The following is a 12878-nucleotide window of genomic DNA, read 5'->3' as shown; positions in this document are numbered from 1 at the left end:
CATTGTAGCTTCCGTGGAAGATAGAATGGGGAAATGGATGCCGACCACGTGGAAGAGATCGTCCAGCACTGGGCCGCCGAACGCCCCGACATCGACGCCTCACCCATGCAGGTCATCGGTCGGCTGAGCCGCATCGCCGCTCACCTCGACGCGGAATTGCTCGAGGTCTTCCGCCGGTTCGGCCTGGGCGAGGGGGAGTTCGACATCCTCGCGACCCTCCGCCGCGGCGGCGAGCCGTTCGCGCGCACTCCGGGTGAGCTGGCGCGTCACACGATGGTGACCACGGGCGCGGTGACGAAACGCGTCGACCGGCTCGTGGCATCCGGTCTCGTGTCTCGGAGCGCCAGCGACGACGACGGGCGCGGACGCGTGATCTCGCTCACCGTGGAAGGCCGCCGGGTCATCGACGAGGCCGTCGTCGCCCACCTCGCGAATGAGGAACGGCTGCTGTCCGGACTCGACGCCGACCAACGGCGTACGCTCGAGGCTCTGCTGCGAGAGTGGGGACGGGCGCTCGGCGTCTGACCCCTCGTGCGCGTCGACGGATTCTGTCGCCTCCGGCCCCCGGAAACGACAGAAGACGGCGGATCAGGCGCTCTTGAGCGCCTTGGCGATGCGCTGCGGCGACACCGGCTCTGCCGTGCCGAGGCGCTGAGCGAACAGGCTGACGCGCAGCTCTTCGAGCAGCCAGCGCGTCTGCACGAGGTTCGAAGGCGCATCGGCGGGCAGCGGAACCGCACCGCCGGCCTCGACGAAGCCGGCGGCCGCGCGCTCGTACTCGGTCATGCGCTGGCGATCGCGACCGGGGTTGTCGGACAGCGTCTTCACCCGCTCGAGCGCTCCGGCGAGATAGCGCGGCAGGTGCTGCAGGCGCGCGAGGCCCGTACGCGAGAGGAATCCCGGGTAGATCAGGCCCTTCACCTGCCCGCGCACGTCGTTCAGCGCGCCCAGCAGCGTCATTGACGAGGCATCCTTCATCGCGCGGTCGACCTCGCGTTGCGCGAGCAGGATCCTCGCCGCGAGCGACACCGTCTGGAAGGTGCGGTCGACGGATGCCGTAGAGAAGGCGTCGCGCACGCGTTCGAAATCCGCCTTCGTGCGCACGACGCCGCTCGGCGCCTCGCGCAGCAGGACGTCGTCGGCGAAGGCCACGCGCGCATCCTCGATGAGCTCCTTGGCGTTCTGGTAAGGCGAGGCAGCCAGCGCGAGCTTCTCGTTCGCGGTGAGGTGGTCGAGCACGTAGGTCGCGGGGGAGGGGACGGCCAGCAGCAGGAGACGCCGGATGCCGGCCCGCGTGTGCCGCGCCGCGTCTTCGGGGGTCGCCTCCACGCGCAGGGCCACGCTGTCGCCCTCATCGACCAGGGCGGGGTAGCCGCGCACGACGCCACCGGCGACGGGGGTGTCGACGACGTCGGTGAGTTCCTCGAGATCCCAGGTCGTCAGCTTCGACCGCGACGCGAAGGCGGGGGAGGCCTCGGCGACTTTCGCGGCTCTCTGCGCCGGGCGGGCGATCGTCGACTCGACGCTGGACCGGGCCTTGTCGGCGAGACGGCGCTGCAGGGTCGCCAGGTCGCGGTCGCTACCGATCGCGCGGCCGCGCGCGTCGACGGCGCGGAACGACGGCATGAGGTGGCCGGGAACCCGCTCGAGCTCGAAGTCGGCGGCGCTCACCCGCTGGTTCGCCACGCGCTGCACGAGGGCGGCGAGGGCGTCGACGAGCGTCGTCTTCGGCAGGCCGTTCGCGTGCTCGGGACCTTTCTCGGCGAGTTCGGCCGAGAATTTCTCCGCCCAGTCGGCGGCGGGCACGACGTTGCGGCGGATCGTCTTCGGCAGCGCGCGCAGCAGAGCGGTGACCAGCTCGTCGCGCATGCCCGGAACCTGCCAGTCGAACCCGTCGGGCCGCAATTGAGCGAGCAGGGGCAGCGGCACGACCACCGTCACGCCGTCGTCGGGGGCTCCGGGCTCGAAGCGGTACGCGAGGTTGAGCGTCTGATCGCCCTGGCGCCAGCGCGCGGGGAAGGCCCGGTCATCGCCCTGGGCGCGGTCGCCGGTGAGGTCGGACTCGCGCAGGTCGAGCAGGTGGGGCGTGCGGTTCGAGGCATCCTTCCACCACGTCTCGAACGAGCGCACATCGGTGACGTCGGCGGGGATCCGTGAGTTGTAGAACGCGAAGACCGCTTCGTCGCCGATCAGGATGTCGCGGCGGCGCTCGCGCTCCTCGATCTTCTCGAGCAGGCGGCGCTGCTCCTGGTTGCGGCGGAGGAATGCCGTGAGCCGCTTGTCGAGCACCGAGGGGTCCCACTCGCCCTCGACCAGCGCGTGGCGCACGAACATCTCGCGCGCGAGCGGCCGGTCGAAGCGGGCCAGCTGCACGCGGCGGCGGCCGACGAGTTCGACCCCGAAGAGGGTGACCTTCTCATAGGCGGCGGCGGAGCCGGCATCCTTCGACCAGTGCGGCTCGCTCAGCGATCGCTTCACCAGGTCGGGGGCGAGCTCTTCCGCCCACGCCGGGTCGACGGCGGCGACCGTCCGGGCGAACAGGCGAGAGGTCTCGACGAGCTCGGCGGCCATGACCGCCGAGGGGCGCTTCTTCTTCAACCCCGACCCGGGGAAGATTGCGAACCGCGCCCCGCGCGCGCCGATGTATTCGCCCTTGGTGGGGCGGGTGTCACCCGGAGCCTTGCGGTCTTTGGCCTGCGCCATCGTGCGCGGATCCAGGATGCCGAGATGCGACAGCAACCCGGAGAGGATCGCGCGATGAATGGCGTCGCCCGCGGCGTGGCCCTCGGGGCCGTCGCCGTGGTCGGTGCTGACCGAACCGTGTCCCGATACGTGCGAGCCATGTCCCGATTTGTGTGGCCTGGAGGGGTCTGAACCAGCCATAAGTGGGACATGGTTCCTCGAACCGCGCCTGTGCCCACCGTCGCCGCGCGCCTCGCCCGCCCCGCGCTCGCCGCCGAGCGACCGCAGCTGCCGATGCACATCCATCCACTCGCGCACGCGCACGTAGTTGAGGTGCTCGCTGCGGCACAGACGCCGGAATGCGCTCGAGCCGAGTTCGGCCTGCTTCAGCTGCAGGTAGTCCCAGAGGTTGAGCAGCGACAGGAAGTCGCTGGTGGGGTCGGTGAACCGCGCGTGGAAGCGGTCGGCTTCCTCGCGTCGCTCCTCGGGCCGTTCGCGCACGTCCTGGATCGACATGCCCGACACGATCGCGAGCACCTCGGATTGCACGTCGTTACGCCGGGCCTCGATGAGCATGCGTGCGAACCGTGGGTCGATCGGCAGCCGCGCGATTTCACGACCGATCTCGGTGAGGCGGGGGCCGTCGTCTGCGCGGCGACCGCGGTCACGCCGGGACGGGTCGCCGTCGCCGCGCACGTCGCGGTTCGGTGAGGTGTCGGCCCCGCGCGCCCCCGGTGCCGGCAGCTTCACCGCGCCCAGCTCGACGAGCAGGTCGAATGCCGCCTTCACGCCCCGCGAGTCCGGCGGCGTCAGGAACGGGAACGCCTGGATGTCGCCGAAGCCGAGCGAGAGCATCTGCAGGATGACGGATGCCAGCGACGTCCGCAGGATCTCGGGTTCGGTGTACTCCGGGCGACGCGTGAAATCGTCCTCAGAGTAGAGCCGGATCGCCACGCCCGGCGAGGTACGGCCGGCGCGGCCCGAGCGCTGCTGCGCCGAGGCCTGCGACACCGCTTCGATCGGCAGGCGCTGGATCTTCGAGCGGTTGCTGTAGCGCGAGATGCGCGCCGTCCCCGTGTCGACGACGTACCGGATGCCGGGGACGGTGAGACTCGTCTCGGCGACGTTCGTGGCGAGGATCACTCGGCGGCGCACGCCCGCGACGCTCGAACGCTCGAACACGCGGTGCTGCTCGGCGGCCGAGAGCCGCCCGTAGAGGGGGAGCACCTCGGTGGGAGAGGTGTCCTTCTGATACGCCCCTCGGATGGCATCCGCCGCGTCGCGGATCTCGGCCTCGCCGGGGAAGAAGACGAGCACGTCGCCCGGGGCCTCGCGGTCGAGCTCGCGGAGAGCGGCGACGACGGCTCCGACCTCATCGGCGTCGTCGTCGGAGCGCCCCGGCTTGGCGGCCGGGCGTGCAGAACTCCTGACTTTCTGCGAGCCGGTTGCCCCTCGCCCACGCGATGACGGGGCGTCGGAGTCGTCGGCATCCGCAATCTCCGGAGTTTCGCCCGCGTCGCCGTCACCGTCGACCGGCCGATACCGGATCTCGACCGGGTACGTCCGTCCCGACACCTCGATCACCGGCGCCGGCACCGGCTCGCCACCGGGCTGAGCCGGGGGAGCGGCGAAGTGGCGCGCGAAACTCTCGGGGTCGATGGTCGCCGAGGTGACGATGACCTTGAGGTCGGGGCGCTTCGGCAGGATGCGGCGGAGGTACCCGAGCAGGAAATCGATGTTGAGCGAGCGCTCGTGCGCCTCGTCGACGATGATCGTGTCGTATCGGCGGAGCTGCCGGTCGCGGTGGATCTCGTTGAGCAGGATGCCGTCGGTCACCAGGGCGACGCGCGTGTCGGCGGACACTTTGTCGGTGAAGCGCACCTTGTAGCCGACGGTCGAGCCGAGCGGCACCTGCATCTCTTCGGCGATGCGCTCCGCGATCGTGCGGGCCGCGATGCGGCGGGGCTGCGTGTGAGCGATCGAGGTGCGGCCCAGCTCGAGGCAGATCTTGGGCAGCTGCGTGGTCTTTCCCGACCCGGTCGCGCCGGCGACGATCACGACCTGGTGGTCGCGGATGGCGCGCGCGATCTCGTCCCGCGCCGCGCTGACGGGCAGCTCGGGCGGGTAGACGATGACGGGTTCGACAGACACAGCCTTCCAGCTTATCGCGGCCCCGCCCCCTCGGTCGCCTCATGCTGCTCGGTCCGCCCGCCCGCGTCGCACGCCGCCTCGCGGGAGACTCCTCGTGCCTGGTTTCGGCTCGGCGCTCGTCGGCGGCGCCGCGAGCGGCGGCGCCGCGCACCGGCCTACGGCATCGCGGCTTTCTGCTCCACGATCCGCCGGGCGGCGGCATCCACCTTCGCGGCGAAGGCGGGGTCGCTCTGCGCGCGCGCCAGCACCGCCTGACGCATCTCGGGGTACACCGAGGGGTCGGCCGATACGAGAAGCAGGTCGACACCGGCGTCCACCGCGAGCGTCGCGCGGTCTGCGGGCGACCACGGCTGCACCTGCCGGGCGGCCGAGAGGTCGTCGACCGTGATCACCCCGTCGAAGCCGACGCGGTCGCGCAGCACGTTCACCACCGCGGGCGAGAACGCGGCGGGTGCGCCCGGGTCGATCTGCGCGTAAATGGCGGTCGACATCATGACGATGGCGTCGCCCTGCGGCAGGACGTTGTCGTAGACGCCCACATCGGCGCCGTCCGCGGTGACCGTGTCGTCTGTCACGCCCGTGCGCGTGTCGGTGTTCTCGTCGACGTGACCGAGACCCGGGAAGTGCTTGAGGGTGGGCATGACGCCGCCGTCGCGCATGCCCGCGGCGAACGCTCCGACCTTCGCGGCGACCGTGGCCCGGTCGTAGCCGTACTCGCGCGCGAGCGCGCCGATCGGAGGATTGGATGCCGCGAACTCCGGGCTCGTGACGATGTCGGCGACGGGCGCGAGGTTCATGTTCACACCGGCCTGCGCGAGCTGCGCGCCCCAGGCCGCGGCCGCCGACCGCAGAGCCGCGTCGGTCTGGGTCGCCTGCTCGACCGCCGAGGGAATGCGGTCGAATCCCGGTCCCTTCAGCACCTGGACGGTCCCGCCCTCTTGGTCGGTGGCCACCCAAAGTTCCGGGGTGCCCGCGGCGACGGTCGAGGTGAACTGCCCGATGAGTCCCGCGGTGGCCTCGGCTCCGGCATCCGATCGGCCGTGCAGGAAGATCCCGCCGACGTGGTCGTCGCGCACCGCCGCGAGGGTCGTGGGGTTGGCACCCTCGACCGAGGTGCCGACCATGAACATCTGCCCCACCCTGTCGGCCAGGCTCATCCCCGCGAGCGGATCGGGAGTGGCCGTCGGCGTGGGGGTGGGCGTCGCGGTGGGCGAAGCGGATGCCGAGGGCGCCGGGGCCGCGGCCGGGGCGCAGGCGGTGAGGGTCAGGGCCGCGAGCAGAAGAACGGTCGTCGAGCGCGTGGCGGTTCTCACTCGTCCATGCTCCCCGACGACGCTGGACGGTTCCCGGGTCTTGACGGAACCCGGGGCGATCAGCCGTTGCCGGCGGAGCAGGTGGCCTGGTTCGCCTTCGTCCCGCTGACGTTGCTGGGCAGTTCCACCACGCCGGGCGCGGCACTGGCGTCCGTGGCATCCGGGGCGGGGGTGCTCGCCTCGGGGGCGGGCTCGCCCGGCGCTGCGGTGGGTGCGGAGGGATCGGCGATGACGCCGCCGTTGGCCCCCTCCTGTCCGGTCAGCTGCAGGGGAGCGTTGGTGTTCAGCGCCTCCCACAGCGTTGCCGCCGACGTCTGGTCGGGGATGACACGGTTGTTGTCGGCGGGGTCGTCGACCACGGGGAACTGCACGAACGTGATGTCGCTGAACGGCACGTCTTTCAGCGTGTACGCGAGCTGGGCGATGCGGATCGGGTCGGCGAGGCTCTCGCTCGGTTCGATGTTGTTCACCGCGGTGTTGGCCAGGCCGATGAGCGTGCCCGGGTTGGAGAGCACCTCGTCGCTGCGGAGCTTGTTGATGAGGCGAGACAGGTATTGCTGCTGGTTGCCGATGCGGGCGAGGTCGCTGCCGTCGCCGATGCCCTTGCGCGTGCGCAGGAACGCCAGGGCATCGTAGCCCTTGACCACGCGGGGGCCGGGCTCCCAGTCGATGCCAGCGTCGGGATCGTCGATGCCGTCGCCACCGATGCAGACCTCCACGCCGCCGATGGCGTCCGTGATGTTGACGACGTTGCCGAAGCTGACCTTCGCGGCGAACGGGATGCTCTGTCCGCTCAGTTCCGAGACGGTGTCGGCCACGCACGTGAGCCCGCCCGCCTCGTACGCGGAGTTGATCGGCGCCTTGTACGAGGCCTCCGAGACCGTCCCGTCGGGGTTCGTGCATTCCGGGATGCCGATCTGCAGGTCGCGCGGGAACGACACGACCGTGACGCGTCGGGGATTGGCAGACACGTGCACGAGCATGTTGACGTCGTTGCGCGTCCCCTCGTTGCCGGGGTCCGAGCAGCGGGCGCCGAATGCGGCCTTGACCTGCTCGTCGCACTCATCGGTGCCGACGACGAGCACCGAGAACGGCTCGTTGTAGGCACTCAGTGCGGGCGGCTCGGCCGGGGCGTCCTTGAGGGGGACGGCGGCCTCCTGAAGCCGCTGCGACAGCGAGAAGGCGTAGAAGCCGCCCACAGCGACCGCCGCGACGAGCACGACGGTGACGGCGATCGCGACGAGCTTCGCTCCGCGGCGCCAGGTCGAGGAGGGATCACGTCGAGCGTGCCGGGTGGGGGGCTGCGGCGTCATCACGGTAGTCAACCACGCCCGGGCGCGAGACCGCGGGGCTGAGTCATCGTGACCCGCGCGTCAACCCCAAGAACGCTTCGAACCTCGGCTCCCTAGGCTCGACACATGACCGTTCCTTCAGTTCAGCTCAACGACGGAAACTCCATCCCCCAGCTCGGCTACGGCGTCTTCCTCGTGCCCGCCGACGACGCCGAGCGTGCCGTGTCCGAGGCCCTCGAGGTCGGCTACCGCCACATCGACACCGCGGCCATCTACAAGAACGAAGAGGGTGTCGGGCGTGCGATCGCCGCCAGCGGCATCCCACGTGACGAGCTCTTCGTCACCACCAAGCTCTGGAACGACCGCCACGAGGGCGACGAACCGCTCGCCGCGATCGATGAGAGTCTTCAGAAGCTCCAGCTCGACGCCGTCGACCTCTACCTGATCCACTGGCCGACGCCGAAGAACGACAACTACGTGCACGCGTGGCAGAAGATGATCGAGATCCGCGAGAGCGGCAAGGCCCGTTCGATCGGCGTCTCGAACTTCCTGGTCCCGCACCTCGACCGCATCGTCGCCGAGACCGGCGTCACCCCCGTGGTGAACCAGATCGAGCTGCACCCCGCCCTCAGCCAGCGCGAGATCGCCGCCTGGGGCCAGGAGCACGACATGCACATCGAGTCGTGGGGTCCGCTCGGCCAGGGCAAGTACGACCTGTTCGAGCTCCCCGCGGTGAAGGATGCCGCCGAGGCCCACGGCAAGTCGCCCGCCCAGGCGGTGCTGCGCTGGCACATCCAGCACGGCTTCATCGTGTTCCCCAAGTCGGTGCGGCGCGAGCGCCTCGAGGAGAACTTCGATCTGTTCGACTTCGAGCTCACCGCCGACGAGATGGCCGCGATCGACGCGGTCGACCCGGGCGACGGGTCGGGCCGCGTCGGCACCCACCCCGACGACCTCAACTGAGTCCCGCGCACCCGCGCGCATGAACCGCCTCGCGAACGCCTCGAGCCCCTACCTGCGGGCCCACGCCGACAACCCCGTCGCGTGGTTCCCCTGGGGGGCCGAGGCGTTCGCGCTCGCGGCCGAGAGAGACGTCCCCGTGATGATCTCGATCGGCTACAGCACCTGCCACTGGTGTCACGTCATGGCGCGCGAGTCGTTCCAGCATGCCGAGACCGCCGGCATCCTGAACGAGGGTTTCGTCTCGATCAAGGTCGACCGCGAAGAGCATCCCGACGTGGATGCCGCCTACCTCGACGCGGCCAGTGCCTTCACCCCTCACCTGGGGTGGCCCCTCACCGTCTTCGCGTCCCCCGAGGGGCGCGTCTTCTACGCCGGCACGTACTTCCCGCCCTCGCCCCGCCCGCCGCAGCCCTCGTTCCGGCAGGTGCTCGCCGCGGTGCGCGAGGCCTGGACCGAGCGCCGGAGCGAAGTGGATGCCACGGGCTCCTCGCTCCGCGACGCCCTGGCCGCCGCGGCCACCGCCCCGGCCGACGCTCCGCCGTCCCTCGACCAGCTCGCCGCCGCTGCGCGCACGGTCGTTGCACGCGAGGACCGCGAGTACTTCGGCTTCGCCGCGGGTCCCGCGTTCGAGACCCCGAAGTTCCCGAACACCCCCGTGCTGCGCTTCCTGCAGCACCCCGCTCTGACCGCGGATGCTCCGGGTGCCGCGGACGTGGCATCCCGAGCACTCTCCGCCATGGCCCGCTCCGACCTGCACGACACGGTCGAGGGCGGCTTCTTCCGCTACGCCACGCGTCGCGACTGGAGCGTGCCGCACTACGAGCGCATGCTCACCGACAACGCCGGTCTCGTCGAGGTGGCGCTCGCCGCGGGTGACGACGCCACGGCGACCGACGCCGCCCGCTTCCTCGTCGACGTGCTGCAACTGCCCACCGGTGGAATTGCGGCCGCCCAGGACTCGGAATCGATCATCGACGGCGTTCGCAACGAGGGCGGGTACTACCGTGTCGCGGACCGTTCGGCACTGCAGCCCCCCGCTCTCGACGCCAAGGTCGTCACCGGCTGGAACGGTCACGCGATCGCCGCCCTCGCTGCCGCCGGAACCCGCACCGACCCGCGCTTCCTCGAAGCGTCGCGCTGGGCCGCCGACGCCGTGCTCGAGAGCAACGTCGCCGACGACGGGACGCTCCGCCGCGCCTCGCTCGACGAGGTCCGCTCCGCAGCCCCCGCGACGCTCGAGGACTACGGGGGACTCGCGCGGGGCCTGCTCGCCCTCGCGCGCGCGACCGGCGAGGTCGCCTACGCCTCCCGCGCACGGGCGCTCGTCGACCTGTGCCTCGGCGACGACGGCATCCATCCGCCCGGGGGAGGCGACCCCGTGCTCGTCAGCCAGGGGATGCACTCGCACGCCGTCCCCACCGACGGCGCCTCGCCCTCGGGCCCGTCCGTCTTCGCCGCCGCCGCCCTCGATCTGTGGCGCCTCGGCGCGGGGGAGCGCTACCGCAGCACGGCGGAGTCCCTCGTGCGGGCCGCGGCCGACGTCGCGCTGTCGTCGCCCCTGGCGCACGGCGCGATCCTCGAGGTCGCGCTCGGTCTGGTCTCCGCTCCGCGCCAGGTGGTCGTGGTGGGCGAGGCGGATGCCGAGATCGCCGACGCGGCGCGTCGGGTCGCCGCCGACGTGGTGGCCGTGGTGTCGCCCGCGCAGGCCGCCGCTTTCGCCGAGGCGGGGTTCGAGCTGTTCGAGGGCAAGGTCGCGATGGACGGCGAGGCGACGGCGTACGACTGTCGGGCGTTCACGTGCGCGTTGCCTACGACGGATGCGGCGCGGCTGGGCTGAGACCGGTCACTCCAACAGATGGCGCAGGTACCTCCCCGGCGACTCCAGGAACCCGCGCTGCAACCGCACCAGCTCCAGGTCTTCCCACGAGCTCTCGCGGATGCCCCAGTCGCCGAGCTCGAGGATCGTCGCCCCCGGCAGCGCCGCGAGCACGGGGGAGTGCGTCGCGCAGATCACCTGCGTGCCGCGGGAGCGCATGCGGTCGAGCGAGGCCAACCAGCGCAGCGTCGATGAGAACGACAGCGCGGCTTCGGGCTCGTCGAGGCAGGCAAGGCCCGAGACGTAGTGCGGGTGGTCGAGTGTCTCGTCGAGCAGGGCGTTGAACGACTCGCCGTGGCTCATGGTGTGCAGGCTCGGGGCAGGGCCGCCGAGGTCCTCCCTCCAGCTGTAGTAGCTGTGCATCGTCTCGGCCCGCAGGAAGAACCCCCATCGCGGGGCGCGCGGGCTCCGCTCGATGCGCAGCCACTCGCCGAGGGGACTCTCGGTTCGTCTCGTTTCACCGCCGCCGTTGGTCGAGCCTCCCTCGGCAGGGAGCCCCGCGGCCTCGGCGATTCCCTCGATGAGGGTGGACTTGCCCGAGCCGTTCTCACCCACCAGAAAAGTGACGCCCGGGCCGAACTCCCAGCCATCGCGCCCGGCCACCTCGAGAAACTGCGCGACGGCGGGGACGTTCGCCGGCCACGCCGACCGATCGACCGGCGCATCGCGGAAGAGCTTCACTCGCTGCACGGGCCGCGGGTCGTGCAGCCACTCGTCTCCGCCGACCATCGTCAATCCCGGTCTTTCGCAGATGCGGATCGGTGGAACAGATTCGGATGCCGACCGGCGCAGGATCCGATTCCCCTGCGCGTATCCGATCCCATGCGCCGTCCCCTCGCGTCTTCGACCTTCCACAGATTCGGATCCGTGCAGTGGATTCGGATGCCGAGCCCCTCACGGGACCGATTCTGTTGCATCCATCCGATTCTGATGCGCGTCCACCCGCACGCCACCCCGCGTCGACCCCTCGCCCCGCTCCGCACGCCCACGGCGCGCGCCCCGATCAGATCCAGGTCGGCAGCCAATTGTGCAGGCGCCAGAACTCGTACGGCACGGGCAGTCCGACCCACACGGGGTACCAGAACGCCGAGATCACGAGGCAGAGCCCGAGGAAGGCCAGCACGACCGCCTGTCCGCTCGCTCTCGACGCGCCCTTCACCCCGCGGGCGACGTCGCGCAGGGCGAAGGTGAGCGCGAGCACCAGGAAGGGCAACATCGCCACCGTGTAGAACTGGAAGATCGTGCGCTCGGGGTAGAGCAGCCACGGCACGTAGGTGGCGGCGAGTCCGGTCAGCACGAGGGCGTGGCGCCGCCAGTCGCGCACCATGACGAAGCGCACGAGCAGATACAGGGATGCCGCGACCCCGGCCCACCAGATGATCGGGTTCGCGATGCTCGAGATCGCCTCGGTGCACCCCGTCGGCAGGGCGCAGCCGTTGACCCCGGCCTGGTCCTGGTGCCAGTACATCGAGGTGGGACGGATGAGCAGCGGCCACTGCCAGGCGGGGCTGGCGTAGCTGTGCGGGGTGACGAGCCCGACGTGGAAGTTGTACATCTCCTGGTGGTACGCCCACAGCTGCCGGAGCGGCTCGGGGACCCACCCCCAGATCCCCGTCGCGGCGACCGGGGTGCCGCGCATCCACCCGCCGTTCGTGAACAGCCAGCCCGACCAGCTCGCCAGGTACACGACGACCGCGACCGGCACGAGCAGCACGAACGACACGAGCCCCTGGCGCGCGGCATCCATCGGCCACTGCTCGATCCCGGCGCGACGACGGGCGACGGCATCGGTGACGACCGCGTACAGGCCGACCGCCGCGAGCACGTACAGTCCCGACCACTTCACGGCGGTGGCCGCGCCCGCGGCCGCTCCTGCGGCGACGAGCCACGGCCGCGCCCACAGCACCGGGCCCCACGTATGTCTTCCCTCCGGGAGGGCCGTGAGGGCGGCGCGCAAGCGATCGGTGCTCCGCCGCGCGTCGAGAGCGACGAACCAGAACGTCAGCACGATGAAGAAGGTCAAGAAGATGTCGAGCAGTGAGATGCGGCTCAGCACGATGCCGAGTCCGTCGATCGCGATGAGACCGGATGCCACCGTCGCGAAGGGGATCGACCGGGTGAGCGTGCGCGCGAGCAGGTAGACGAGCAGCACGGTGGCGGTGCCGAAGACGGCGGCGGAGATGCGCCAGCCGGTGGCGGAGTCGGGTCCGAGCAGGGCCATGCCCGCACCGATCAGGATGCGACCCAGCGGCGGATGCACCACGTAGCTGCCGATGCCGGTGAAGACGTCGGTATCACCCGCCACGAAGCGGGCGTCGGCGCCGTCGGGCCAGGCCGAGGGGTAACCGAGCACCCACTGGCTCCACGAGTCCTTCACGTAGTAGGTCTCGTCGAACACGAGCTGGTGCGGGTTGCCGATGTCGATCAGGCGCAGCACGGCCGCGAGAAGGGTGACGAGGGTGGGCGCGAGCCAGCGCCACAGGCGGAATCCGCGGGGGCTGGCGAGCAGGGCGTCGCGCCACCGATCGATGCGCGTCTGCTCGACGACGGGGAGCAGCGGAGGGACGGCGGTGGTCACGGCCCCCAGCCTAAGGTGGAACG

The 12878-nt window shown here is 70.9% G+C and carries 8 protein-coding genes; 3 read left to right on the top strand and 5 right to left on the bottom strand.

The window, feature by feature from the left end; genetic code table 11:
• Positions 1-33: 33 nt before the first annotated feature.
• Positions 34-525, top strand: a complete 492-nt coding sequence (locus tag MTE01_RS04420; RefSeq protein ID WP_141375927.1) for a MarR family winged helix-turn-helix transcriptional regulator — start codon at positions 34-36, stop codon at positions 523-525.
• 63 nt (positions 526-588) lie between these two features.
• On the opposite strand, the gene MTE01_RS04415 is transcribed toward MTE01_RS04420, so the two are convergent.
• The 3 genes from MTE01_RS04415 to MTE01_RS04405 form a co-directional block, all read right to left on the bottom strand.
• Positions 589-4833, bottom strand: a complete 4245-nt coding sequence (locus tag MTE01_RS04415) for a DUF3418 domain-containing protein (protein ID WP_141375925.1) — start codon at positions 4831-4833, stop codon at positions 589-591.
• A 155-nt stretch (positions 4834-4988) separates the two neighbouring features.
• Positions 4989-6146 carry a glycoside hydrolase family 3 N-terminal domain-containing protein gene (locus MTE01_RS04410; protein ID WP_174799639.1) on the bottom strand — a complete coding sequence of 386 codons (1158 nt, stop codon included), beginning with the start codon at positions 6144-6146 and terminating at the stop codon, positions 4989-4991.
• A 59-nt stretch (positions 6147-6205) separates the two neighbouring features.
• Positions 6206-7459 carry an LCP family protein gene (locus tag MTE01_RS04405; protein WP_103206356.1) on the bottom strand — a complete coding sequence of 418 codons (1254 nt, stop codon included), beginning with the start codon at positions 7457-7459 and terminating at the stop codon, positions 6206-6208.
• A gap of 105 nt (positions 7460-7564) precedes the next feature.
• Here MTE01_RS04405 and MTE01_RS04400 point away from each other — a divergent pair, with 105 nt between their 5' ends.
• Positions 7565-8401, top strand: coding sequence for an aldo/keto reductase (locus MTE01_RS04400; RefSeq protein ID WP_103206357.1), 837 nt, complete (start codon positions 7565-7567; stop codon positions 8399-8401).
• A gap of 19 nt (positions 8402-8420) precedes the next feature.
• Positions 8421-10238 carry a thioredoxin domain-containing protein gene (locus MTE01_RS04395; RefSeq protein WP_141375923.1) on the top strand — a complete coding sequence of 606 codons (1818 nt, stop codon included), beginning with the start codon at positions 8421-8423 and terminating at the stop codon, positions 10236-10238.
• A gap of 6 nt (positions 10239-10244) precedes the next feature.
• Here the strand turns inward: MTE01_RS04395 and MTE01_RS04390 are convergent, their stop codons facing one another.
• The gene (locus tag MTE01_RS04390) at positions 10245-11006 is read right to left on the bottom strand and encodes an AAA family ATPase (protein ID WP_141376332.1); all 762 of its coding nucleotides are present in this window, start codon (positions 11004-11006) and stop codon (positions 10245-10247) included.
• A 274-nt stretch (positions 11007-11280) separates the two neighbouring features.
• Positions 11281-12855, bottom strand: coding sequence for a dolichyl-phosphate-mannose--protein mannosyltransferase (locus tag MTE01_RS04385; protein WP_141375921.1), 1575 nt, complete (start codon positions 12853-12855; stop codon positions 11281-11283).
• Positions 12856-12878 lie beyond the last annotated feature (23 nt).

The sequence above is a fragment of the Microbacterium testaceum genome (assembly GCF_006539145.1).
In the GTDB taxonomy this organism is placed as follows: domain Bacteria; phylum Actinomycetota; class Actinomycetes; order Actinomycetales; family Microbacteriaceae; genus Microbacterium; species Microbacterium testaceum.
This window is presented reverse-complemented; position numbering and strand designations above follow the sequence as displayed.